The 25,614-nt window shown below is 40.8% G+C and carries 16 protein-coding genes; 9 read left to right on the plus strand and 7 right to left on the minus strand.

Going from position 1 to position 25,614, the window contains the following annotated elements; translation table 11 throughout:
- The first annotated feature begins 1,018 nt into the window (after nt 1-1,018).
- The 3 genes from M23134_RS08330 to surE all read left to right on the plus strand — a co-directional run bounded on the left by M23134_RS08330 (nt 1,019) and on the right by surE (nt 3,839).
- A complete protein-coding gene (locus tag M23134_RS08330) occupies nt 1,019-2,251 on the plus strand; it encodes a bifunctional 3,4-dihydroxy-2-butanone-4-phosphate synthase/GTP cyclohydrolase II (protein ID WP_045113219.1) in 1,233 nt (410 codons plus the stop codon).
- A 177-nt stretch (nt 2,252-2,428) separates the two neighbouring features.
- Nucleotides 2,429-3,058, plus strand: a complete 630-nt coding sequence (locus tag M23134_RS37725) for a hypothetical protein (RefSeq protein WP_002695396.1) — start codon at nt 2,429-2,431, stop codon at nt 3,056-3,058.
- Nucleotides 3,048-3,839, plus strand: coding sequence for a 5'/3'-nucleotidase SurE (surE, locus tag M23134_RS08340; RefSeq protein ID WP_002695398.1), 792 nt, complete (start codon nt 3,048-3,050; stop codon nt 3,837-3,839). The genes M23134_RS37725 and surE overlap by 11 nt, the downstream gene beginning before the upstream one ends.
- A gap of 88 nt (nt 3,840-3,927) precedes the next feature.
- Here surE and nhaB read toward each other — a convergent pair whose 3' ends face one another.
- From nhaB to M23134_RS08355, 3 genes are all read right to left on the minus strand, one after another.
- On the minus strand, nt 3,928-5,520 hold the full coding sequence (gene nhaB, locus M23134_RS08345; protein ID WP_002695400.1) for a sodium/proton antiporter NhaB: 1,593 nt from the start codon (nt 5,518-5,520) through the stop codon (nt 3,928-3,930).
- Between the two features lie 503 nt (nt 5,521-6,023).
- Nucleotides 6,024-6,326 carry a hypothetical protein gene (locus M23134_RS08350; protein WP_002695404.1) on the minus strand — a complete coding sequence of 101 codons (303 nt, stop codon included), beginning with the start codon at nt 6,324-6,326 and terminating at the stop codon, nt 6,024-6,026.
- A 104-nt stretch (nt 6,327-6,430) separates the two neighbouring features.
- On the minus strand, nt 6,431-7,795 hold the full coding sequence (locus tag M23134_RS08355) for a dihydrolipoamide acetyltransferase family protein (RefSeq protein ID WP_002695406.1): 1,365 nt from the start codon (nt 7,793-7,795) through the stop codon (nt 6,431-6,433).
- Nucleotides 7,796-8,522: 727 nt separating this feature from the next.
- Between M23134_RS08355 and M23134_RS08360 the strand changes: the two genes are divergently transcribed.
- The 4 genes from M23134_RS08360 to M23134_RS08375 all read left to right on the plus strand — a co-directional run bounded on the left by M23134_RS08360 (nt 8,523) and on the right by M23134_RS08375 (nt 13,273).
- Nucleotides 8,523-9,188, plus strand: a complete 666-nt coding sequence (locus M23134_RS08360; RefSeq protein WP_002695408.1) for a hypothetical protein — start codon at nt 8,523-8,525, stop codon at nt 9,186-9,188.
- 177 nt (nt 9,189-9,365) lie between these two features.
- Nucleotides 9,366-9,791: a toxin-antitoxin system YwqK family antitoxin gene (locus M23134_RS08365; RefSeq protein ID WP_002695410.1), complete on the plus strand. Its 426-nt coding sequence runs from the start codon at nt 9,366-9,368 to the stop codon at nt 9,789-9,791.
- Between the two features lie 12 nt (nt 9,792-9,803).
- Nucleotides 9,804-10,742, plus strand: a complete 939-nt coding sequence (locus M23134_RS08370) for a tetratricopeptide repeat protein (RefSeq protein ID WP_262492894.1) — start codon at nt 9,804-9,806, stop codon at nt 10,740-10,742.
- A complete protein-coding gene (locus tag M23134_RS08375; protein ID WP_045113221.1) occupies nt 10,715-13,273 on the plus strand; it encodes a CHAT domain-containing tetratricopeptide repeat protein in 2,559 nt (852 codons plus the stop codon). The genes M23134_RS08370 and M23134_RS08375 overlap by 28 nt, the downstream gene beginning before the upstream one ends.
- A gap of 230 nt (nt 13,274-13,503) precedes the next feature.
- Here the strand turns inward: M23134_RS08375 and M23134_RS08380 are convergent, their stop codons facing one another.
- The 3 genes from M23134_RS08380 to M23134_RS08390 all read right to left on the minus strand — a co-directional run bounded on the left by M23134_RS08380 (nt 13,504) and on the right by M23134_RS08390 (nt 18,181).
- The gene (locus M23134_RS08380) at nt 13,504-15,213 is read right to left on the minus strand and encodes a dipeptidyl-peptidase 3 family protein (RefSeq protein WP_002695416.1); all 1,710 of its coding nucleotides are present in this window, start codon (nt 15,211-15,213) and stop codon (nt 13,504-13,506) included.
- Nucleotides 15,214-15,678: 465 nt separating this feature from the next.
- Nucleotides 15,679-16,797, minus strand: coding sequence for an alanine racemase (locus M23134_RS08385; protein ID WP_002695422.1), 1,119 nt, complete (start codon nt 16,795-16,797; stop codon nt 15,679-15,681).
- Nucleotides 16,798-17,011: 214 nt separating this feature from the next.
- The gene (locus M23134_RS08390; RefSeq protein WP_002695424.1) at nt 17,012-18,181 is read right to left on the minus strand and encodes an OmpA family protein; all 1,170 of its coding nucleotides are present in this window, start codon (nt 18,179-18,181) and stop codon (nt 17,012-17,014) included.
- A gap of 787 nt (nt 18,182-18,968) precedes the next feature.
- Between M23134_RS08390 and metG the strand changes: the two genes are divergently transcribed.
- Both metG and M23134_RS37730 read left to right on the plus strand, forming a co-directional pair.
- Complete coding sequence (gene metG, locus M23134_RS08400; protein WP_002695426.1) at nt 18,969-21,092, plus strand: methionine--tRNA ligase; 2,124 nt, start codon at nt 18,969-18,971, stop codon at nt 21,090-21,092.
- Between the two features lie 211 nt (nt 21,093-21,303).
- Nucleotides 21,304-22,986, plus strand: a complete 1,683-nt coding sequence (locus tag M23134_RS37730; protein ID WP_053337268.1) for a serine hydrolase domain-containing protein — start codon at nt 21,304-21,306, stop codon at nt 22,984-22,986.
- Between the two features lie 91 nt (nt 22,987-23,077).
- Here the strand turns inward: M23134_RS37730 and M23134_RS08410 are convergent, their stop codons facing one another.
- Complete coding sequence (locus M23134_RS08410; RefSeq protein WP_002695430.1) at nt 23,078-25,192, minus strand: vWA domain-containing protein; 2,115 nt, start codon at nt 25,190-25,192, stop codon at nt 23,078-23,080.
- Nucleotides 25,193-25,614: the final 422 nt, after the last annotated feature.

Genomic DNA, 25,614 nt, shown 5'->3' on the forward strand with positions numbered 1-25,614 from the left:
AACACTCCCCTCTTACATTTAGCACAGGCATGGGTTTTGCCATTTCTTACACCATCTTTTTAGGTAGCTTGTTTTTGTTTACCCTACTTTGGGGTACAAAACTAGTGCACTGGAAACTAAATTCCTACTACATTAGCTTCGCAGAGCTCGCCACAGCATAGCTGCCCCGATGAAATGAATCGGGATTTAGAAATAGGCTCGGTTCTTCGGAGTCTTTAGCCCGCTGACTTTACTTAAAAAAGTTTGCGTAGCTCCGGTTCCGATATACATCGGAATTGTAAACTAACTCTGCGCACTTTTTGAAGTGCGTCAGCAAACAAAATACCCTCGAATAAATAGCGCATTTATTTAATCCCCAGTGCACTAGGGCAGAAACCAGTGCAGGTATATTTTATATGTATTTCTATACCACTATTACTTCTTGTGATGTATAAGTTCTCCCTATTTTGGACGACCATTCAAGTGGTGAATACCCATACAGTACAGTGGAAGTAAAAACTATTTTTGGTATCGAAATAAAAAATATGAGTGTATTGAAAGTATCACTATACGCCTGAAAAAAGATGGGTATGCATTAGCTATACAAGTACAGGGAGAGGACACTCCTTACTTGAAAAGAGGGTACTCTCGAAAAAGTGCCAAAAAAATAATTGCCTACTTTAACAAAACATCGTTGCCTTTCCATACCAAACTTTTTCAAAAAGAATAATAGGCATAGCCTGCCAGGTTTGTTCAAAAATGATGAGGTTACATTGATATGCTGTACTTTTTAAGTGTATTGTTTTCTTAAAGATAACTTTTTGTTTTTTAACAATGATACATCACTCATCACCCACTCCTATAAACAGTTTTATACTGTTACATTGAATTGTTACCAAAATCATTTTGCTACAGCCTTTCACCTCTTCTACTTCTTAATTAAATTTGACGAAACCTTTTACCCTGTTTGACGGGTTGTAATATTGTACCGTTTTCTATGCATATTGTAATAGAGCGAGTCATTAATTGGACACATAACATGAGCAAAGATCATAATATTAAATTAGATACTATTGAAGAAGCGATTGAGGCAATCAAACGTGGAGAAGTAATCATTGTGGTAGACGACGAAGATCGAGAGAATGAGGGCGATTTTATTTGTGCAGCAGAAACTATTACCCCTGAAATAGTAAACTTTATGCGACAAGAAGGGGGAGGGTATTTGTGTGCAGCACTTACCGAAGAACGTTGCGAGGAACTTGAGCTTGACTTGATGGTGGGTAAAAATACTGACCCACATAAAACAGCCTTTACAGTAACAGTTGATTTGTTGGGGAATGGCTGTACTACAGGTATATCGGCACATGATCGGGCAAAAACTATCAATGCTTTGGCAGACCCGGCCACTAAACCCAACGAGTTAGGCAGACCCGGCCATATCAACCCTTTGAAAGCCAAATCAGGAGGGGTGTTGCGTCGGGCTGGACATACAGAGGCTACAGTAGACTTTGCTCGTTTGGCTGGTTTTCAGCCTGCGGGTGCTTTGATTGAAATATTGAATGAAGATGGTTCTATGGCCAGGTTGCCAGAGTTAAGAAAAGTAGCAGATAAGCATGGGCTTAAGCTTGTCTCTATTGAAGATCTTATCTCTTATCGCATGAAGCATGATTCTTTGATCAAGCGTGAGATTGGTATAGAAATGCCCACCGAGTGGGGGAATTTTGACTTGATTGCTTTTAGGCAAACCAATACGGGAGAGCTGCATTTGGGTTTGGTAAAAGGGCAGTGGGAAAAAGATGAGCCAGTATTGGTAAGGGTGCATTCTTCTTGTGTAACAGGAGATATTTTTGGGTCATGCCGTTGCGATTGTGGACCACAATTGTACCAAGCAATGAAAATGGTAGAAGAAGAAGGCAAAGGAGTGGTGTTGTACATGAATCAGGAAGGCCGCGGGATTGGACTTTTGAACAAGCTAAAAGCCTACAAACTACAAGAACAAGGGTTAGATACGGTAGAGGCAAACGTAAAGTTAGGTTTCAAGATGGACTCTCGCGATTATGGAGTAGGGGCTCAAATACTCAGAGATCTGGGGGTTACCAAAATGCGATTGATCTCTAATAATCCGCGCAAACGCACTGGGTTGATTGGCTACGGCCTCGAGGTAGTAGAAAATGTTCCCATAGAGATTACTCCTAACAAACATAACGAGAAGTACCTCAAAACCAAAAGAGATAAGATGGGACATCAGATTTTGCAAGAACCAGAAAAATAAGAACGTATTATTATTTTGATCTTTTATGATAAGCTGTGTATATTAATTATTCAGCTTATCATACGAGCCAATCACAAGTGAATATAGATGATAATGTGTGTGATGACCTCCAGATAACTGTGTATGCTTGTGATAGTGGAGCCAAAAATTAAATAATCTCTTAAAAATGTATCATTTATGAAGGCAGGTTCAATTACATATCCTTTATTGACGGTTTTCTTTGTTTTCAATGCTTTGATATTAAAAGGCCAAGGCTTTGCAGAAGAAAGGTGGCATAAAGGGGCGGCTGTGCTTACAAATGGTGATACGCTGAGGGGGGCGTTAAAATATAGCATCAAAGACGCCGCACTTAGACTAAAAACTTCCAATACTGTACAAACCTATTCCCCTAAGAAAGTGATCTTTTTTGTCTTTTTTGATACTTATTACCGTTACAATCGACAGTTTTATAGTATTCCGTATGCTGTACGCCCATCTAGCAACTACAAAGTACCATCCTTTTTCGAATTAATTCGTAAAGGTTCTCCATTGACACTTTTGTCTAGGCAAACCACATTCATGCAGCGGATGGGGCAATTGGGAGGTGCTTATAGAAGGGTTGAACAGGATGTTTTTTATTTGTTGGATAACAAAGGCAGAATTACACGCATAAAAGCTTCTCGTAGAGGTGTTTATAAGGCTTTTAGCAACTATGAAAAAGCCATCAAAAATTATATAAAAACAAACCAACTGCAGCATTCAAGCAGAATTGACTTGATAAAGATTGTAGATTATTATAATTCTTTAAGTAAACGTAATGACAGATAACAACAACACCTCCAAAAGACCACTGATTTTAGTATCTAATGATGATGGAATTACAGCACCAGGCATAGGGTTTTTGGTGCAGGTAATGAAGGAAATTGGTGATGTAATAGTAGTGGCTCCCGACAGCCCACAGTCAGGTATGGGGCATGCCATTACAGTAGGCAATTCGCTTAGGTTAGACAAAGTAAATATTTTTGAAGGAGTAGAAGCCTACGAGTGTTCAGGTACGCCAGCCGATTGTATAAAACTTGCCAAGCACTACGTGTTAAAAGAATTAACACCAGACTTGGTAGTAAGTGGCATCAATCACGGCGCCAATACTTCGGTAAGTGTGCTGTATTCGGGTACTATGTCGGCAGCTATAGAAGCCGCTATAGAAGGCTTGCCAGCTATAGGCTTTTCATTGTGTGACTATAGGCAAGATGCTGACTTTTCTCATGTATTGCCTTATGTCAAAAAAATTGCAGAAGAAGCGCTTAATTCAGGAGTGCCACAAGGGGTAGCGCTTAATGTGAACTTTCCGATAAACTCAAATACACCCATCAAGGGGGTAAAAGTTTGTCGACAGGCAAATGCGCATTGGCAAGAAAACTTCGACCAAAGAATGGACCCACATGGCAGGAAATATTTTTGGTTGGTGGGTGATTTTGTAAACAAAGATAAAGGAGAGGATACTGATGAGTGGGCATTGAGTCAAAATTATGCTTCTATTGTACCTTGTGAGTTTGACCTGACTGCGCATCATGTGTTGAGTAAACTCAATAATTGGAATTTAGATTAAAAGCTCTGAATGAATTGAAGCATAAAAAAGCCCTGTTTCCAGGGCTTTTTTGTTTTTTAAGTGTTTTGTTTGACTCAATATCAACTAGTTATAGCCATTCCAGCATTAAGAATATAGCAGCTACTGTAGTAATGACAAGGAAATACGGGAATGCCATCTTGACCATTCTCAAGTAAGACAGGTTAATTCTGGCAGCAATGGCATTGGTTAGTAAGAATAAGAACGCTGCTTGACCATTGGGGGTGGCTATAGACGGTATATTGGTTCCTACGTTAATGGCTACTGCTACATTTTCTAACTGTTGAAACTGTTCTGGTGACTTGGTGGCCAGTGCAGTTAAGAGTTTTTGCATTTCTTTATTTTTGATCGCATCTTCAATGGCTACTTTGCTCATTCCGAGTAGTTCTGGGGTAAAAAAAGCATTGGTAGCTTCTTTAATATAAATCGTTCCCACAAATACATTATCACTAATGGCAGATAAAATACCCGAAGCAAAGAAGAAAATATAGGTTTGCTGAGAGCCTTTGGCTTCTAAAGCAAGATTGATGATAGGTTTAAACAAGTGAGTTTCCTCAATCATCCCCACAATTACAAAAAATACTACTAATAAAGCTGTAAAAGGAGTAGCTTCTTCAAAGGCGTGTCCAATGGTATTTTCATCAGTTTTTCCAGTGGCCGCAGTTAAAAATATAACTACTGATAAGCCAATGAGCCCTACTTCGGCGAGGTGCATGGCCAAGGCCACTACCAACCAAATACCCCCTATACCCTGAACAACCAAATTCCAACGTTTGCGAGTATCCATTTCATCACGCATTTTATCCGCGTTTTGCTTCAAAATTGCCCTTACGTTATCAGGTATATTGTAACCATAGCCTACTATTTTAAATCTTTCTACCAACACTGTGACTACCAAACCGGCTGCCAACAGAGGAAGAGAAACATGGGCCATTTTAAGGTAAAACTCTATAAAGTCCCACCCCATTTTTTTAGCAATAATTAGGTTTTGAGGTTCGCCTACCTGAGTAGACACTCCCCCCAAAGCAGTACCTACTACACCGTGCATTAATAGATTACGCAAAAAACCTCCGAAATTATCTAAATCCTGACGGGCAACAAACTTTTTCTTGTCTTTGTCTAAATCACCAGGAACCCTCTCGTCGAGCGAAGCACTGGTATAGATATTATAAAAGGCAATGGCTACAGCAATCATTACTGCCGTTACTGTCAATGCATCTAACCAGGCAGACAAAAAAGCGCCTACAAACGCAAATGTGAGGGATAAGGTATACTTGGAACGTATACCAACAATAATTTTGGTAAAAACCCATGAAAGCAAGTCTTTCATAAAGTGAATACCAGCTACCATAAACAGTAGCAGCAAAATTACCGAAAGGTTTCCTTCTACTTCATGGAAAATGCTATGAGGGGTGACCATTTTCATAAAGGCAGCCTCCAGAGCAATTAAACCTCCCGGAATCAAAGGATAACACTTAAGTGCCAGAGCCAAAGTTGCGATAAATTCTATGAGTATGAGCCATCCAGTTATTTGATGGCTTCCTGTGGCAACTAATACTATGGGGTTGAGTACTAGTGCAATGATAACAGCCTGTTTATACCACACCGGGCTATTGCCCATAAAGCTTTTAAAAGCTACACTTTTAAGCGAGGGGTTGGACATAGTAATGTTCTTATTTTTTTATGCAAAGTAACAAAAAATCACTGAAGCGAATTGCTTGATCTTAAAAAAACAGTGGTAAAGGTAGAAAAATATCTTCGTCAAATAAAGACATCTAATCATATTATTCAAGTGAATATTTGGTTTGTGTATGGGTGATTTTGTTTTAGCAATGCTTGCCAAACAATATTCGGATAAACAATGATACCACTGCTCGAAAAACTTATGAAGTGAGCAAAGTAGAAGTTTGAACGTTTTATACAGATATTTTTACCTGATCTACAAAATTTAGGGCGTCATGGAGTGATAAACCCGTATTGGTTTTGACTAGTTTGACTGCGGCTATTTTTTGCTTTTTGTGTAACAATTCCTTTATCTCTGTTACAAGTTCTTGGTTTTGAGTGAGATAAGAAGTAGTTAGAAGCCTCAATAGGGGCAAGCTTTAAGCGACAAGTTATTCCCTGTTGTACTCAAATAGTCATCATCAATACAATTACTCACTACTTTTAAGGGTGTGGTTGAAAGTATTCAGCCACCTCTTCTACATATTTCTTTGCAACACCAAGGTTTTCAAAGTAATGGGCACGTGCATGAATAATTGCCTCGCCTTTGCCCAATGTTTGTAGGTCTTGTAATACTTGTTTTAGTAGAGGAATATTGTCCCAACATGAGGCGAGTTGGTTGGTTATTTGGGTCACCAGTGCTTTGGCTTCACTCATTGCTCCCAAATATTCAAAAGCTACTGAAATGGCTTCAGTACTTTTGTCATCCAGTAAGTACTGGATGGTTTGACATTCTATTTTTTCCATGAAAGTTTGATCTATTGATATACTAAAAAAGGTTTAAGTACTAGCAAATAAAACCAGTAACTTAAACCTTATACTTATTTTGTTTGCAAATAGTTGCGTATATTTTAGATGACCGTATCTACATCAAAAGCCTCAAGATAATCGGCTACACGACGAACAAATCCACCACCTAATGCACCATCAACAATTCGGTGATCATAGGCGTGAGACATAAACATCATATGGCGAATGCCTATCACATCTCCGGTAGGTGTTTCTATCACTACAGGTTTCTTTTTAATAGCACCAATGGCTAGTATACCCACCTGTGGCTGCACTAAAATAGGTGTACCCATTTCATTGCCAAAACCTCCAATATTAGACATGGTATAAGTTCCACCAGAAAGTTCATCAGGGTTGAGCTTATTATTACGGGCTCGATTGGCAAGGTCATTTACTCGTTTTGCCAAGCCCAATAAGTTCATCTGATCAGCATTTTTAATCACAGGTACTATAAGGTTACCACTTGGTAGAGCGGTAGCCATTCCTATGTTAATATCTTTCTTTACAATGATATTTTCACCTTCTATAGAAGAGTTTACCAAAGGGAAATCGCCCAAGGTTTTGGCAATGGCCTCGATAAAAATAGGCGTGAAAGTGATTTTTTCTCCATGCTTTTGCTGAAACTCCTTTTTGACCTTATTTCTCCACATCACAATGTTGGTAACATCGGCTTCTACAAAAGTAGTGACATGGGGAGAGATTCGCTTAGAGTCTACCATACGTTGCGCAATCATTTTACGCATACGGTCCATTTCTATTACGTCATGGGCTCCACTGTAAGACACCGTGGCAGGAGCACTAGGTTTGCTACTGGCAGCAGGTTTGCCAGAAGTAGCAACTGGGGTAGGTTTAGTAGCTACTTGTGTTGGTTGAGTAGCTTGAACAGCTACACCACCACCATTGGTTTGACGATTGGCTACATAGGCTAAAATATCTTTTTTAGTGACCCTATTGTCTGAACCTGTGCCAGGTACATATTCCAGTTCAGTCATAGGAATCCCTTCAGTTTTGGCAATATTAAGTACCAAAGGAGAGTAAAACCGACCAGTAGCTGGGGCATTCAGGCGTTCGGTACCGTTGTTATTGGCAGTAGCAACTTGCGCCTGGGCAATGGTTTGCTCCACAGCAGCTACAGTGGCAGGAGCAGCTTCGGGCTGGCTTGCGGGAGCATCTGCCGGAGCGTCGCCATCGGTGCTGATGATAGCAATAGTTTGTCCTACTTGTACAACATCTCCTTCTTGTGCTAAAACCTCTTTTAAAACACCTGCATGGGTGGCAGGCACTTCAGTGTCTACTTTATCGGTAGCTACCTCAAGTACAGGCTCATCTTCCTCTATTTCGTCGCCCACAGCCTTGAGCCATTGCAAAATGGTACCTTCCATTACACTTTCGCCCATTTTGGGCATAACCATTTCTACTAATGCCATTAGAATTGCTTGTTTTGTTTGAGAACTTGGTTTGAAGTTAACGAACCCACGTGGCTCGATCAACATTGAATATATTATAGTGAGTGATAGAAAAATCAAGCACTGTTGGTTTTTCTCCGAAAAAGAGAACAACTGCACAAAGTTAAACAAAAAAATAGAAAGTTAAGGCACCAATATACACACGATGAGTACAATAACTTCGCTGTTAAGTACAAGTGTTGGCGTAGAATCTACGGTGATTTGTATTGAATAAATTGAGTTCACAATGTAACAGATTTTAGTTTCAAAATAATCATTGGCGAAAACCATTAAATACTTATATGTCTTTGGAGACTTTTTATGATTTGAAATTCAGAAAAAATATTTGTAATAAAATAAAAGTCCCAATTAAATTTGGTTTTTGAATGTTTTGTTAAGCTAAGCTATATGGAATATTTTGCGTGGTGGTTTTGTATGGAATGAGCTGAATACGGCGAAGCTTTATATTTTTTACAGAAAAACCTCCGTTTTGGGTAGAGGGTTGGGTATATGAAGGTAGGCATAACAGAAGGTTGAAAGGGTTGATAATGTAGAGTGATCATCCAAAAAACTATACTGCCTGTTTTTACTTACAAAATGTACAAGTGGTGGGGTAAGGGTTTACCTGATTTTGCCACATCAAGATACACCTGTTAGGAAATATGCAGGGTATTTTGTCAAATTATTTCTAAAACATTTATTAATCAAAATGAAACGTTTTTACAGCATTGCAATTATTTGCTTATTATTTATTTCTTTTTTTAACAATGATGCCGAAGCTCAGCGTCGCAGAAGGCGAGGGGCTTATTATAATAGTTCTGAGTTAATGTATAGCCTAGGAGCCACTGCAGTGATGCCACGCTATACCGAAGGGTTTTTGAAAGACTCTGCTGAGGAGTATTTTGGACTTACCTTTTCCCCGCGACTCAACCTGATTATGGGCAATGATCAGAGCGTGTCATTGGCTTTGTATATGAGCTTGCTTTATGGCGAGTATTTGAACAAAAAAGGAGAGACAAAAGACCTTTCTTATGAAATTCCTTTTGTAATTAATTTTAACTTTGGGGCAGGAGCCACCCACAGTGCCCGTTCGTCTCTTGGAGGTTTTTTGGGACTAGGTTATCAGTTTTCTAACTTATACTTGCTTAACCCCGAAGGGTTTGGTCAATTGTTGACTAACCCAAATGCCAACCTCAACGATTTGGCTGATGTAGTGTCACCTATGGAAGGTTTTTACCTCAACGCAGGGTTTAGGTTTGCGGTGGGCTCAGGTACTGGCAACATTCACGCGTTTATGGTGAATACCAAAATAGAGAACCAGAAAACCTATGGGCTAAGGTTTATGTACACCTTTGGCGATGGTAGGAGGTACTAGCCCCACAAGTAGTTATTGCTTATAAATTATACACAAAACGCACTGGTTCGAATCGAGTCAGTGCGTTTTTATTTTCGAACAAATGATGCCTCATTTTTAGCAGAGCTTTTCTTCCATATCTCCACCAAAAAAGGGTATATTCAATTAAATTCAATGGTTTACGATACTAGACAACAAATGCAAAAATTCTTATACACTACACTTTTTTTGTGCCTATATACGCTGGCAGCAATTAGCCAAAACACGCTTCAATCTGTCAAAGCCCCCAACAAAATCGACGCCAATGGTTTGCGGCAAGGGAGGTGGCTAGTGCCGAATGATAAATATGAGCAGCAGAAGCAAAACAAAGCTCACGCAACATATTATCGTTTGATGACTTTTTTGGATAGTAAGCCTGTGGGTAAAATGGTTGATTTTTATAAGTCAGGTCAAGCAAAAATGGTGATTGATTCAATCATTGATTGGGGGCAACAAAAGTTTCATGGTAAAATAATGTTTTATCACCCTGATGGTAAAAAAGAGAGAGTACACGAGTATAAAATGGGGCAATTAATTACGACGGTTTACTACAATTTGGATGGTACTCAGGCATCTCCATCTTGAGCTCAGTTAGCTATTTCAGGCACTCGCCTTTTCAAACAAAAAAAATATAAAGAAGCTCAAGCTTTTTATGAAAAAGGGGTGGTTCAGGTACGAAAACAATACCCAAAAGAACACCAGTATTATGCAACGGCGCTTTCTTATCTGGCACATGCTTACGAAAAGCAAAGGTTGTGTAAAAAAGCGGAAAGTCTTTATAAGCAAACGCTTGCCATACAAGAAAAACTGATTGGAAAAGAACATTTGGCGTATGCTAAAGCACTCAGAAGCTTGGCAAATAATTATTATGACCAAAAACAGTACGAGAAAGCGCAGCCTTTGCTTGAGAAAACACTACAAATAATGGAGAAAAAGCTGGGCAAAGGTCACAAAGCTTACCTTCTTTCATTTACGGCCCTTGCCTACAACCTAAAGCGGGCAAAAAAATACGCACAGGCAGAAAAAGCTTTTCTGGAACTATATACTTTAAGAAAAAAAATACCAGGCACTACCAATAAAGAATCTTTTGAGAGTGCTCAAAAGCTGGCGAACCTATACTTTCTTCTGGGGCAATACAAAAAAGCAGTGCCTTATAGCGAGGAAATGATCACGTTAGCAAAAGCAGTGGGCAATAACGACTTGGTGTATGCGTCTGCCTTAGATAACCTGGCGCTATTGTATGATAAAATGTACGCTTACCAAAAGATGGAAGCCCTGTACCTGGAAAGTAAAAACATCGTAGAAAAGAAATTAGGTAAAAACCACCTGGCTTATGCCCGTTCATTGAACAATTTGGCAAGTTTATACGCAAAAACCAAAGGGTATCAAAAAGCTGCGGCTTTGTTTTTGGAAAGTAAAAACATTGTAGAAAAAAAACTAGGCAAGCATCACCTGGCTTATGCCCGTTCGTTGAACAATTTGGCAAGTTTGTATACAAAAGCAGGGGCTTGCCAAAAAGCCGCCCCTTTGTTTTAGAAAGTAAAAGTATAGTAGAAAAAAAACTGAACAACCAGCATCCAAAGTATGCCAATTCCTTGTTCAGCTTGGCAGTCTTGTATTGGGAAATGGGGCTTTACTCAAAGGCTGAAGCTTTGTATTTGGAGAATAAAAGTGTTGTAGAAAAAACTTTGGGTAAAAACCACCCAAAGTATGCCCTTGTTTTGAACAACTTAGCCGCTTTGTATGCTAAAATGGGTGCTTACCCAAAAGTAAAATATTTGTACTTAGAAAGCAAAAAAATCAGGGAGAAAACCTTGGGCAAAAGCCATCCAGAGTATGCCACTTCTTTAAACAGTCTTGCTCACTTATACATCAACCAGGGCGCCTACCAAAAAGCCGCCCCTTTGTATTTGGAAAGCAAGAATATTATGGAAAAAACCTTGGGCAAAAATCATCCAGAGTATGCAATTGCTTTAAATAACCTGGCTGGAGTATATCAATATATGGAGGCTTACCCAAAAGCAAAAGCCTTGTATTTGGAAAGCAAAAATGTGATAGAAAAAACTTTAGGCAAGCACCATCCAGAATACGCCGTTTCTTTGGGCAACCTGGCGAGTGTATACTTTAAAGCCAAAGCTTATCAAAAAGCTGAGGCTTTGTATTTGGAAAGCAAAAGTGTTGTAGAAAAAACTTTAGGCAAGCACCATCCAGAGTATGCTTTTGCTTTGAACAATCTGGCAAATCTTTATCAGTACCAAAGGGCTTATAAAAAAGCAGTTCCCTTGTATCTTGAGTCAATTGATGCGAAGCTCAAAGAACTCAAAAACAATCAAATCATCTTGAGTGAAAAGGGACAAAAGAACTATTTGAAGGTAAACCAGTTTTACTTCAATCACTTCAAAGGTTTTTTTATTTATATAGTTACCCAAGAAAAAACCTCCCTCTCAGAAAAAGGCAAACTTGCCAGTAAATTACTGGATTTGGAGCTTGTCCTCAAGGGTTGGTTGCTCAATGGCAAACAGTGGCTATTGCAATTGATTGCCCAAAAAGCAGCGACTGATACGACACTTGCCCGTACTTATGATCAATACTTGAGCCTGAAAGCCCAAACCGCCAAAAGCATTAATTTATCGCTTGAGGAGAAAGAAAAGAGAAAAATCGATATTGAGCGAAATATTGAGCAAATTGAAGCTTTAGAAAAACAGCTTTACAAAAAAATAGGCGTGGAGTTGAACAGTCAGATAAAGTATGACTTTCCATCGCTCAGGCAGGCACTCCACGACAAGGAAGCCGCCATAGAAATTATGAAGCAAGGCACAAAATACCTGGCATTGATTACCACCGCTCGCCAAGCCTATCCCCAGGCGATTTTGCTAGATGCCAAAACCCTAGAAGCTCAAATAAAAACCTACCAACGCGCTATTTTGAGCAAAGCTGAAGATAAAACAAGCTACGGTAAATTTTGGGAAGAGATAGGCAAGTATTTGCAAAAGCAAGGCATTCAAAAAGTGTATATATCGCCCGATGGGGTCTACAACCAGCTCAACCTCAATACTTTGTTCAACCCTGTCACAGGCAAGTATGTAGAGGAGGAAGTAGACATTCAGATGCTGACCACCTTGCGCGAAGTGATAGATGCCCAAAAACAAAAGCAACGGAATACGACCAGCAATTTAGCTACTTTGTTTGGCAGACCAAGCTATGAACTGCCACTGGCAAATTTGCAAAAAGAAGAAAAAATATTGAAAGCCGCCCAACCACAAGGAGGCAACCCTTCAGACTTCCATTTTCCGCCTACGTCTGACAAACTCCTGAAGCAAGGAAAAAAGGGCTTGCGCAGTGGTTGGGCAGATTTGCCGGGCACCGAGGCAGAGATCAAAGCAATTGCGGCGGTGTTGGGCAGCCAACGCCAGCTTAAGGTAAGCACCCACTTAGGCAATGAAGCCCTGGAGTTGGCGGTGAAGCAAGTAGCCCACCCCAAAATTTTGCACATTGCCACCCACGGTTTTTTCATCGAAAACTTTAAGGCGCCCACCAAAGTACAAAAAGAAGATGTAGTATTTGATAATTTTTCGCGTGGAGGCAAAGCCCCCTCGGCTGCCCAAGTGGCTAAAATTGCCCGTGAAGAACCTATGTTGCGTTCGGGCATTGTGTTGGCAGGGGCAAGCACCTACGAAAAAGCCAAGTCAAAACCCGACATCGAAGATGGCATTCTGACTGCTTATGAGGCGTCGCAAATGGATTTGCAGGGCACCGAGTTGGTAGTACTTTCGGCGTGCGAAACGGGGCTGGGCGAGGTTGAAAATGGTGAAGGGGTGCAAGGCCTACAGCGGGCGTTTATAGTGGCGGGTGCCCAAAGTGTGATTTTGAGCCTTTGGAAGGTAGACGACAACGCGACAAAACTATTGATGAACCATTTTTACAAAGCCTGGATAGGCGACAAAAAAAGCAAACGAGCTGCTTTTAGGGCAGCCCAAGCCTACCTACGCAATTATGAGAAAAACGGCAAGAAAATCTATGCCGCGCCTTATTATTGGGGGGCTTTTGTGATGGTGGGGGGAGAGTGAATTATCATTCAAGAGGCAAGGTACAAGTCACAAGTCCTTAGATACCGATGTATATCGGTGCTTCAAGTTGTCCATGCCTGAAATAGGTTGACCTTGATAAGTAGTCAAAGTGTTGATAATCAGTACTTTTATTTATCTAAAAAAACAAACTCCGTTGGGCAATCATCACCCAACGGAGTTTGTTAACTTTACACTTGTAGCTTATCGCTAAAAGCTTGTTGCTAGGCAAACTACTGAGCCGTCAAACCCAAAGCATCTACACCTTGCTCAAAAACGATGTCTTTAGGAATTCCAGCGGTTTTCAAACGCGCCAAATCTTTTGTAAGCACGTCAGACTGTACCGACATTTCTTCTAAAAACTTCTTGGTAGCCTCATAGTCGCCGTTGCCCTGTAGGGTAAGCAATTTGTTGGTCAAACCTTTGACAGCCTCCGGAAATTTCTCAAAGTCTACCTTATAAGTACCATCTTCGCCACGGGTAAATGCGCCCATTTTCTGGAAGAAGTTAAAACAAACCATATTGGCCTTGCCGTGGCTAGAAGCTGCCCCAAAGCGAATCGAGCGGAAAATGCTTGCCAAAAAGGTGACATAATTATTCTGTAAAGTACCTTCGGTCAATTCTTTCATTTTACGCAACTCAGTTACCATATACAAACCCAAAATATCGGCTTTGCCTTCTTCTATAGCCGAGGCAGTGTTGCCCAATGCTTTCCTTACGGTGCCTTTGCCATCAATGGTGTTTTTGATCCCCAAACCGTGAGCCACTTCGTGGAACATTACATTTTGGAAAAAAGCATCAAATGCAATGTTTGAGCGTTGGTCTTCCGCAATCAATACATTGCTGATAGGTACCACAATGTTGTCAAACTTAGCTTTCATGGTATTTTTCAACTGAGAACGACGTGTTCCTTTTTCCAGTTGAATACCTTCATCGTTAGGCAAGTTTACGGCAATTGTTTTGCTACCCGCGTTGCAGTCACCTGCATAATATACTACGTCAAACGCCGCCAACTGAGAGTTAGACCCAGGCGTTTCTTTTTTATACTTGTCCTCTACCGGAATGCCTTTTTGTAGTTGGGGCAACAAAGTAGCGTAACGCGCCAGTTTTTGACTCCATTCTTTGTCTTTTACTAATATATAAGCCTCAAACGCAGCCTTGGCTCCATTTATTTTGTCTTCGTAGTTTTCAATAGGCCCAATGATTACATCCAAGCCATTGTCCTTCAAATCCATCCAGGCCATATCACTTGCCTTGTATTGATCGGTCAAAAACGCTTCAGCCCTTAGGTTCAAGTACTTTTTTAGGCTAGGGTTTTCGGCAAGTTCAGCAGCTTTTTTCAACAATTCGGCAGCCTTGGTTAACTTTTCTTTATAAGCTACACTATAAGGAATCACCTCCAGCGACTTGTCTTCTTTGCGACGAATAATGGTATAAAGGCTTCCCTTGTCTTTATTGTCCAGTTGATCGTATTCCTCTTTGGTCATGTCCTGGGGGTAAAAATTAGCCCCTTCAGGCTTGTTGCCTACCCCTTCTATAAAAGGCTTGTTGTTGTCCAGCCTGTCCCAAGGGCCATAATTAATGGCAATGTATTTTTTCTCATCTTCATTTTTTGCCTTTGCCAAAGCCTTGCTCTTATCGCCATACGCTTGCTCCCAAAAAAGATCATCCATCAATTGAGCAGCCTCGATCAACAAAGGAATCATCTGTTTCTCTTTGTCAGTCAGTTGCGATAAGTCAGTAGTAAGCTTTACTGTTTGGTAATCTTTTAGTTTAGAGGCCACCCCACTTACTTCTTTAGTATCAGTGGTTGCTTTGTTAGCACTGCTGTCGGTAGTGGCAGTGGTGTCTCCTTCGGTAGCTGTAGTGGAAGAGCCTCCACAGCTCCATAAACCACCCGAAATTAATAATGCCAGGCAAGCATTCGTGATGCGTTTATTCATATCTTGTAGTAATTAAAATGAATTTCCCTCAAACATCTATTTGATCAAATGCCAGAGGATAGTGATAATTTCTGTGTCAAAATCTTGCAAAGATACATTAAAAAACTTCAAAATAAACCCGCGTTTTATAAGAAGTACTGATTAAATAACCTGAGTAATAAAAAGGGAAGTGAAGTGGGCAAAATAGGCAGAAATGAAAAAAGCCCGCCACCTTTGTGTAACGAGCCTTTTTACCTTCAACCAGCTATGATGTTCAATTTTAGAGGTTTTGCAGGTAAAATGCAAATTATTCTATAAAAAATATAGATGTTTTTTGTAACTTTTTCTATGCTTTATCAGTCTTATATGGTTGTGTGTGCATATTTTGCCTTAAATATTCATGTACTTTTGATAGTTTCTTGTTCTTTTTAGACTCAAAATTTATCAAAAAATACTTTCTACAGTCAACTACCTTTTTGTTTAAGTTCATAAAATCTGTCCTTCCAAGTGATCAAGACTTTGGTCATCAAAAGTACGATAACCACGCATAAGGTTTGCGGTAAGGCACGAGTGGATCGGTAACACCCCTATAACATCGCCCGTTTGGAGCGTATCGAAGGCCTCAGGGCTGGTACTGATGACGCCGTGCTCTTGTGACAAACGCGCCAGGTGCATTTCTGGAATAGGCTCCCCCCAACCATCAGGCGTAAGCCGTACTATTTGCCCAAACACTTTATGACCGTGACCGTCTGTGATAAAATCTTTAGAAAAATGTACGGCTCCTCCATGAATCACTACTTCGTATCGATCAGCGTGTTTTGCTACCACTGGGCAAGCCATTGCTACCGCTATTTGGTCGGCATCGCAAGAACCAATCTGGGTTTGCATGACATCATAAAACACACAATTGCCAGGACGCAACTCTTGAGCTCCTTCAAAATCATTGGCTACACTAAAGCCTGGAGTATCCCCTATAGATACCTCTAGTGGGTCATCATGCAAGTCAAACTTTTCTTGATAAGTATCCCTCACCTTACACATGATCTTTAAAGTATCTTGATGAATCTGTTGAATTTCGGCTTCGTCCCGTGCGCCATAAGTGTGTCCGGCGTGTGCCATAAAACCTTTAAAAATAACCATAGGGTTACGCAATATCTCACCAATCATTGCCTCTATTTGTTCACCATCTTCAGGACGAATGCCCGTGCGGTGTGTTCCTACATCTATTTTAATGTAAGCCCCCACCGCATAGTCAAGTTGCTCTTTCAACACCTTGATGCTCTCAGGACTTACTATAGTCAGGTTGAGGTCAATTTCTTCGGCAAGTTTGTTTACGCCTGCCATTTCCTGGGCATAAAAAGGAAAAGCAATGGTGATGTCTTGCCAACCGTTTTTGGCAAAGTAAGTCGCCATTTTGAGCGACGACACCGTAATGGCTTCAATGCCTGCTTCCTGGCACCATTTACCCACCGCTACCGATTGGTGGGTTTTGAAATGAGGACGTAAACGAATCCCGTGTTTTTTTGCCTTGTTTACCATCATGTCAATATTACGGCGGCACTTGGCTTCATCAATCAATAAAGTAGGTTGGGTAATGGGTTGCATGGGTATTAGTAATTTAAAGTGGATAGTTAACTACAAGCAATTAGCTTCAAGCCACAAGTGAACTTATAGGGTATTGATTATGCACTTCTTATGTAGAGCAGCATCATAAAATATAGGGCAATATAAAAGTTTTATTTCAAATAAAAACGACTTATAAACTTGTTGCTTGTCGCTAAAAGCACCGATATGCATTGGCATCTAAGGACTTGAGACTCTAGAGCACCACAAACTCCACCCTTCTGTTTTTTTGTCTACCTTCTTTAGTTACATTGCTGTCTATAGGGCGGCTTTCGCCAAAGCCTTTAAAAGTCAGTCGGTTTGCCCTAATGCCCTGCTTTTTCAAGTAGGTGACTACACTTTTTGCTCTCCTGTTCGACAGTTGCAAGTTGCGGGTATCGGTGCCTACATTGTCGGTGTGCCCCATAATACGCACCTTTATTTGAGGGTGTGTTGTGAGTAAATTTACCAACTTATCCAGTTCAGGAAACGATGCTGGTAATAGCCGGGCTTTGGCAAATTCAAAGAAAATATTTTTTAGAATCACTGGCTCTCCTCTTTTTATGTTGCCCAAATCGGTATCAAAACCTATCTCGAGGTTGGTCAATGGTTTGCCCGTAATCTTAGGCATTGTATCTATCATTACCTTGTCGAGTTCTACTACTGACACATCATCTATAAAATAATAAGCCCGGTTAAAATTGAACTTACGGCGATACTTGCGACTATTGGTGATTTTCTTGATTTGATGGTCGCCAAAGTTATTAAACTCCCCAATAGTAATAAAAGCCTCTCCACCTTTTGCCACCATGGTGTCTTGTACCAATACCCACTGATTGGGCTGGTCAAAAAATTGATTCCGAGGAGTCATTACCTGAGGCACATAGACCTTGTTCCAACGGATACGCTTGGGATGTTTGGTAAACAGTACCCCAATATTGGCAATGGCATAATTGGCGTAAGTAGACAAGGCAAGGTGCATTTTTATTACATACCTATAGTCTTTTTTGAGTGGGCGTTTGAGCTTAGCAGTTACGTGCTCGCGGTAATACCAACCCTGTGGGTCACCCTCAGGCGAGCCTACCCGTAAGATCATGCCTATATAAGCTTGCCCGTTGTTGGCTGCCAATACCCCGCAACGGTTTTTGGGCACTCTATAGCCCCGTGCCCCACATTTATTAAAATAATCAGGTGTGCAATTGGGTGGGTTTGCCACCCAAGCCGGAATCCGCCTAAAGCGAATGGCCTCGAGATGGTCGGGGCATTCATGGTAACTCTCAAAACCAGGATTAGGTACCAGGTTTTGAGTAGAACCTGTTTTTTGTGCCCTTATGGGGAAAAGGGACACCACAAAATAAAAAAGAAGTAGCGTAATGAGTCGATGCATTACCTAATATACAAAAATTGGTGGTAATGTGGAGTTCGAAAAGCCAGGCTAAAAAACCTTGGTGGGTTGGGAGCTGGTTTTTAACAAAGCAAATTCAATTCAAACCTTGTGATAAAACCGCTAGCTGTATACTCGTAATTAGCCAAGGCAGAGCTCCCTGCGGTCGGTTCGTAATTGAAAAATTCGTGATTAAACTGTCTTACCACAGGGTGACCTGAGCAGTGCTAACTCAAATGTTTGTAAACGACTTATTTTTGAAAATCCTCAGCTTTAGGGTAGGTAAGTGTTTGGTCAGGCTAAAGCCTTAAGATCAACACGGGGAGGTTGTTTTTTGGGCTTGAATTGTCTACGATGGCACACGCGAGGACGACGTGCACCAGCAAGGGGAGATGCGATCGTTTTTTTAACAAAGCAAATTCATTCAAACCACCACCTCCCGCGAAGGTCTTACCGCAGGGTGACCTGAGCAGTGCTAACCCAAATGCTTGTAAACAACTTATTTTTGAAAATCCTCACAATCAGCTTTAGGGTGGGCAAGCATAAAGCCTTAAGACCAATACGGGAGGTTGTTTTTTAGCTTGAATTGCCTTGGATAGTTTTCAGCCTCGCTTTGCGCTAATTCTTAAGTGAAAATTCTTAATTAAATAACTGTTTTTCGAACCATAAAACTATCAAACCACAAAACCCACTTAGCTAAATACCAAAAAATCATTACCTTTGCAGCTCATTTTTAACCAAACTTTTAGCAAAGTTCACAGATTTTAAAAATCAAAATTTAGCAAACAACATGACGCAGAAGAAACACAAACGCCACATAATTACAGCGGCGTTGCCGTATGCCAACGGAGCAGCCCACATAGGGCACCTGGCTGGGGTATACATCCCTGCCGACATTTATGCACGTTACCTCCGACTTAAGGGCGAAGATGTCATGTTTGTGAGTGGCTCCGACGAACACGGTGTGCCCGTAACCATCAGAGCCGAAAAAGAAGGCGTAACTGTACAACAAGTAGTGGACAAGTACGATCAAGTTATCCGCGATTCGTTCAAAGAGTTTGGGTTCACCTTTGATGTATATTCGCGTACTTCGCGCCAAATACACCACGAAACCTCGCAAGAGTTTTTCCTGAAGTTACACGCCGAAGGCAAACTACAAAAAAAGGTAAGTCAACAGTTTTTTGACCCTACCGCCCAGCGTTTTCTTGCCGATAGGCTCATTATAGGCACTTGCCCCAAGTGTGGCAACGACAATGCCTATGGCGATCAGTGCGAAAACTGTGGGAGCACGCTTAGCCCCGACGAGTTGATTGACCCACGCTCTACCTTGAGCAATGCAGCATTAGAGAAAAAAGAGACCGAACACTGGTACATTCCGCTCGACCAATACGAAGATTGGTTAAAAGACTGGATTTTGGACAGCCACAAAGACGATTGGAAAACCAACGTTTATGGGCAGTGTAAGTCTTGGTTAGATTCTGGGCTACACCCACGTGCAGTTACCCGCGATTTGGACTGGGGTATTCAAGTGCCTTTGCCCAACTCAGAAGGCAAAGTAATGTATGTATGGTTTGATGCACCCATTGGGTATATATCAGCTACCAAAGAGTATTTCAAAGAAAAAGCTCCCGATGGTTCGCTCGACGAAGAATGGAAAAAGTATTGGCAAAGCGAAGACAGCAAGCTGGTACATTTTATAGGCAAAGACAACATTGTATTTCATTGCATTATGTTCCCGTCAATGCTCAAAGCCCACGGTGAGTATGTATTGCCCGAAAACGTGCCCGCCAATGAGTTTATGAACCTAGAGGACGAAAAAATATCTACTTCGCGCAACTGGGCAGTGTGGTTGCACGAATATTTGCGTGAGTTTGAAGGCAAACAAGATGTATTGCGTTATGCCTTGACTGCCGATGCACCCGAAACCAGTGACAGTAACTTTACCTGGGAGGGTTTTCAGAAACGTAACAACAACGAACTTGCCGATAACCTGGGCAACTTTGTGCGTCGTCCGGTGGCGTTGACACATAAATATTATGGAGGTGTAGTGCCCCCACTCAACGACAACCTGACCGAAGACGATCAGGCATTGATTGATGCTTTGGCAGCTTACCCCAAAAAAATAGGCAAAGCTATAGAAGAGTATAAGTTCCGTGAGGCTTTGGCACAGGTGATGGACTTATCGCGCATGGGCAATCAATATTTGCAAAAAACTTCGCCTTGGTTGTTGTACAAAGAAGACAAAGAAAAACACGCCCAACGCATAGAAACCATTTTGCACCTCAGCTTGCAAGTGGCGGCAAACCTTGCCTTGCTGTGTGAGCCTTTCTTGCCTTTTACAGCCGAAAAGCTGCGCAATATGCTAAATCGCCCTGCCTGGAACCCCAACTGTATGACTTGGCAAGCAATGGGGGGCATTGACATCATAAACGCTGGGCAAACTATAGAAAAAGCCATTGTATTGTTTGAAAAAATAGAAGATAAAACCGTGAAGGAGCAATTAGACAAATTAGCGGCAACAAAGCAAGCCAACGCAGCTGATCAAAAAGAGGCAGCAACTACCGAGGCAACTTTAGAGCCCATCAAAGACGAAATTGTTTTTGATGACTTTACCAAGTTAGACATTCGTGTAGCTACCATAGTAGAAGCCAAAAAAGTGAAGAAAGCCGACCGTTTGCTAGAGCTTACTTTAGATACTGGAGTAGACACCCGTACTGTATTGAGCGGCATTGCCCAACACTTTAAGCCCGAAGATATAGTAGGCAAACAAGTGTGTTTGCTTGCCAACCTTGCCCCTCGCAAAATGAAGGGCATCGAGTCGCAAGGAATGGTGTTGATGGCAGAAGACAGCGAAGGCAATCTTAAGTTTGTATCGCCTACCGATGCCGTAAACAACGGTTCTACTGTGAGGTAACTATGGTTTGAAAACTTAATAAGAAATCCCCTTGAGCTAGTTGTTCAAGGGGATTTTTTTATAATAAACTTGTGTAAAGTTAAACAAGATCGCTATTAATAATCATTGGTTGTGACCCAAAAAAGGTGTTTTTTTTAAGGTAGAGTAATGTTTTGCCACTTAGGTCGTCTTTCTCTTTAGTGTATTTTTTTTACTTAAAAACTATACCCCAATGAGATACCTATTCGCGTTACTTTTCACTTTTCAAATATTGATTTTGCAGGCTCAAGACCAAGTTGCCCTTAGCAAAGAGCAACAGGTAGACCAGCTTTTTTCTACTTGGAACAAACCTCACAAGCCCGGAGTAGCCATTGCCATTATCCAAAATAATCGAATTGCCTACACCAAAGGTTATGGGCAAGCCAATTTAGAGTATGGGATTCCTATTACCCCCAATACCGTGTTTCATTCGGCTTCTTTGTCTAAACAGTTTACCGCATTTTCTATCTTATTATTGGCAAAACAAGGCAAGCTATCATTAGATGATGAGGTGAAAAAATACATTCCAGCCATGCCTGATTTTGGCAAAAAAATCACTTTAAGACATTTAGCCACCCATAGCAGTGGTTTGCGAGATCAATGGAACCTATTGCGTTTGGCGGGCTGGCGTTCGGGCGATGTGGTTACCAAAGCACATATTATGACGCTGCTAAAGCACCAAAAAAAACTAAATTTTGAGCCAGGCAGCCAGTTTTCGTACTGCAATACTGGGTATACTTTGCTGGCAGAAATAGTAGCAAGGGTATCAGGGCAATCATTTGCTGATTTTACCCAAGCAAATATTTTTAAGCCTTTAGGAATGAAAAACTCTTTGTTTTATGACGACCATGAAAAAATAGTGAAAAATCGAGCATATTCTTACCACAGGCATCACAAAGGGTTTAAAAAAAGTGTGCTGAACTTTGCCACCGTAGGTGCTACCAGTCTTTTTACCACTGCAAACGACTTAAGCCTGTGGGCAATGAATTTTGAACAGTTAAAAATTGGCAGCAAGGCTATTTTTGAGCAAATGCAAACGACCATGAAGTTACCCAATGGCAGAAAAACTGGAGTAGGATTAGGGCAATTTGTGGGGCATTACAAAGGCGTCAAGGTGGTCTATCATTCGGGGTCTGACGCAGGTTATCGCTTGTATTTGGTTCGTTTTCCTGCACACAACTTTGCTGCCTTGGTATTGTCCAATGTTGCCTCATTTCAGCGAACACTTGTATTTAGAATTGCTGATATTTACCTAAAACAGCATTATGAAAAAGAAAAAAAGCGTACAAAGAAAAAGGTGTTTGCCCATAAACCCTCTAAGTTTATCAAACTTAGCACAACTCAGTTAGAAACGTTTGTCGGAAAATATTGGGAAACCGCAGAGTGGTACAACCGCAAGATTTATATAAAAAAAGGCGCCTTGATGTATTACCGCAACAAAAAAAGTGAAACCAAGCTATTACCCATCAGTCCCAACGAATTTAAAATGATAGGTGATACCGAAAACGTAAGTGTTATTTTTGATAAAAACAAGCAAGGCAATGCGCGTATGCTCGTGAAGATAAACGACCGAAAACCCATTGAGTTTTTGAAATATACTTCAATTGATTTAAAGGCATACTTGGGCAAATACCATAGCCCAGAACTAAGCACCAATTATACCTTTGTGATTGAAAACAACCAGCCAGTACTCAAGCATTTTAGACTAGGCATCATTCCTTTAGTTCCTATTACCAATGACTGGTTTACCTCTAAAAATTACACATACAAAAAAATGAGATTTGTCAGAGATAAGCACCATCAGGTAATGGGTTTTCAGATAAGTACCAATAGAGTAAAAGATTTGTTTTTTGAGCGTGTAAAACCCCAGAAATAGTCTCTACAGACAACGACGAAAATTGTAGCAAACCCTGCCCTACAATATGCCAAAAGTCTTTAACAATTGTAGGGCGAGGTTGTTTGATTACCTAATTCGCGATCATTTTTTTCACTAATTCCAAAAACTCCCTTCGATAACCATTTGAGTCAACACTTTTTGCATATTGCCCCCAACTATAAATTTGCTGATAGCTAGTGTTACCCACATAAGGCGAGTTACGCAAGCGCATACCAAAAGCGGCTACAGTGGTGGCAAACTTAAAGTTGTTGCTGGTTTGAGTCACCAACTTATTTTTCACCACTTTTTCTATCAATCGACTCTTGTTTTCTTTGGGGCGTTTGTAGCGCAACTTAATGGTTACCAGTTCATTGTTTGCTAAAGCAGCACTATCAATTTGGGTAGTTTGGTATTTGAGAGGAATCTCGTCAGCGAGCATAGGTTGGGTACGATTGACTGGCACTATTTCATACAAAGCCGTTACGGTATGTCCTACGCCCAGCTCGCCTGCATCTACTTGATCGTTTTTAAAATCTCTGTGCTTAAGTACCCGGTTTTCGTAGCCCACTAAGCGGTAAGACTTGACGCGGGCAGGATTAAACTCTAACTGAATCTTTACATCTTTAGCAATGGCATACAAAGTGCCGGTAAGGTTTTTGGCAAGTACTTTTTTAGCCTCATTTATACCGTCTATATAATAATAATTGCCATTACCTGCATTGGTCAGCTTTTCCATCATCGAATCGTTGAGGTTGCCTGTACCAAAGCCCAAACAAGTAAGATAAACACCCGATTTACGTTTGTTGCTAATGAGCTGCATCAATTCCTCATCGCTGCTTAGCCCCACATTAAAATCTCCATCGGTGGCTAATATTACCCGATTGTTGCCTCCAGCTATAAAAGCTTGTTGGGCGATTTTGTAGGCAAGTTCTATACCTTCGCCTCCCGCAGTAGACCCTCCACTTTCTATGTTTTCTAATGCTGTCAGAATCTTCTCTCTGTGTGATACCGAAGTAGCAGGTAACACCAAGCCCGAAGCTCCTGCATACGCCACTATAGCTATTTTAGTACGACTGTCGGTCAATTGCTTAAGCAACACTTTGAACGAGCGTTTTAGCAAAGGCAGTTTATCTTCACTATCCATAGACCCTGAGGCATCTACCAAAAATACCAGGTTGGCAGGAGAGGCATTTTTAGTTTGTAAATTTTCGCCCTGTAAGCCAATTTGTAATAGTTTGTGATGGGGGTTCCACGGACAAGTGCCATACTCAGTGTTTACCGAAAAAGGATGCGTCTGTAGTTTGCCCTCTTTGTCTTTGGTAGGCGTAGGTTGGGGGTAGTCATACTCAAAATAATTGATCATTTCTTCTACTCTTACTGCATTTTTTGGGAGCGGTTGTCCATCATTCACAAAACGGCGTACATTACTGTAAGACGCATTGTCTACATCTATCGAGAAGGTAGATAATGGGTTTTGTCCGACTTGGTAAAATTGATTTTCATAAATTGTAGCATACCGTTCACCCTCCGGGAAAGCATTCCTGAAAGCTGCTTTTCTGTCAAACTTCAAATCGCTTGATAAATCTCCAGCCCCCAGTTTTTTCAATGCCTCCGATTGGTAACGCAATACTGTTGCCTGAAAAGTAGTCAATGTAACGAGCACTTCACCAAGGTGGTCATGGGCAAAAAAGGCTTGATAAAAACTGAGTTTTTGATATACTTTTGTCAAAGGCTCAAACTTGGGCAAATCAAGGTCTATAAACTCCTTAGACAACCATACAACCTGGGTGTCAAGTTTGCTGGCAAGGGTATCTGCTTTTTGGCGCATCAAGCGTTGGGTAGTGTGGGTATTGAGCGGGTCTTTGGGATAATGAGTTTTAGGATCAAGCCCTTGTCCTGCGTTGTTCACCAAGTGCTGTTTGGTTTTGTTTATATAGTTTACAAGTCGTGTAGTTTTCTTTGTTAGCAATTCAGCCCTTTTTATTCGTTCTAGTCCTTCACGCGAATTGCCGTTTTTCTTTACATCTCTTTTCAGTGCTTCTAATGCTTGATCACTTGATTTTTTTGCCTGATAAAGATCAAATTCAAGAGTATGTAATATGTGGTACTGCCTCCTGATTTTGGTCTTAGACGACTGGCAAGCAGCAATGCCCAATAATAACCCGCAAAATAGTAAAGTTTGACTGTATTTTTTGAATGTGTTCATAACAAGAATATGGTTGTTTAATTCTTGTATGGATACAATCAAAGGGAGTATGAATGGAGTTTTTTTTCAGTAGAAGAGTTGTAAGTGATTGATTATTAGTGATATAGGCGCTTTGTATAATGAGTTTACGCAGAGTTTTGATTACTAGCAACTTGCGGTTGCTTGTCGCTTGAAACTAATCGCTTGCAACTACTTATGTAGCTTGGTTTTCACCAAAAGGCATAAAAAAAACGGGGTGAATTTCACCCCGTTTTGTCAGTACAATTGTGCCACCTGCCAAAGTCTTAAAACACTAAACATTCCCTATATTTTTTGATAAAAAATCCATCATTTCTTACAAAAATCAACCGTCAAAATTATATGCTTGCCTATATCCATTTTTATTACTAAAAGCTGAATTTAGTGTTTGGCACAATTGAAGA

Origin of the sequence: Microscilla marina ATCC 23134, assembly GCF_000169175.1 — a bacterium.
Classification (GTDB): domain Bacteria; phylum Bacteroidota; class Bacteroidia; order Cytophagales; family Microscillaceae; genus Microscilla; species Microscilla marina.

Coding starts and splice junctions, on each gene's coding strand:
- M23134_RS08380 (WP_002695416.1), bottom strand. CDS start 15,213: ATGAATAAACGCATCACGAATGCTTGCCTGGCATTATTAATTTCGGGT.
- surE (WP_002695398.1), top strand. CDS start 3,048: ATGACAGATAACAACAACACCTCCAAAAGACCACTGATTTTAGTATCT.
- M23134_RS37725 (WP_002695396.1), top strand. CDS start 2,429: ATGAAGGCAGGTTCAATTACATATCCTTTATTGACGGTTTTCTTTGTT.
- nhaB (WP_002695400.1), bottom strand. CDS start 5,520: ATGTCCAACCCCTCGCTTAAAAGTGTAGCTTTTAAAAGCTTTATGGGC.
- M23134_RS08390 (WP_002695424.1), bottom strand. CDS start 18,181: ATGCATCGACTCATTACGCTACTTCTTTTTTATTTTGTGGTGTCCCTT.
- M23134_RS08410 (WP_002695430.1), bottom strand. CDS start 25,192: ATGAACACATTCAAAAAATACAGTCAAACTTTACTATTTTGCGGGTTA.
- M23134_RS08355 (WP_002695406.1), bottom strand. CDS start 7,795: ATGGCATTAGTAGAAATGGTTATGCCCAAAATGGGCGAAAGTGTAATG.
- M23134_RS08360 (WP_002695408.1), top strand. CDS start 8,523: ATGAAACGTTTTTACAGCATTGCAATTATTTGCTTATTATTTATTTCT.
- M23134_RS37730 (WP_053337268.1), top strand. CDS start 21,304: ATGAGATACCTATTCGCGTTACTTTTCACTTTTCAAATATTGATTTTG.
- M23134_RS08385 (WP_002695422.1), bottom strand. CDS start 16,797: ATGCAACCCATTACCCAACCTACTTTATTGATTGATGAAGCCAAGTGC.
- M23134_RS08350 (WP_002695404.1), bottom strand. CDS start 6,326: ATGGAAAAAATAGAATGTCAAACCATCCAGTACTTACTGGATGACAAA.
- M23134_RS08330 (WP_045113219.1), top strand. CDS start 1,019: ATGAGCAAAGATCATAATATTAAATTAGATACTATTGAAGAAGCGATT.
- metG (WP_002695426.1), top strand. CDS start 18,969: ATGACGCAGAAGAAACACAAACGCCACATAATTACAGCGGCGTTGCCG.
- M23134_RS08365 (WP_002695410.1), top strand. CDS start 9,366: ATGCAAAAATTCTTATACACTACACTTTTTTTGTGCCTATATACGCTG.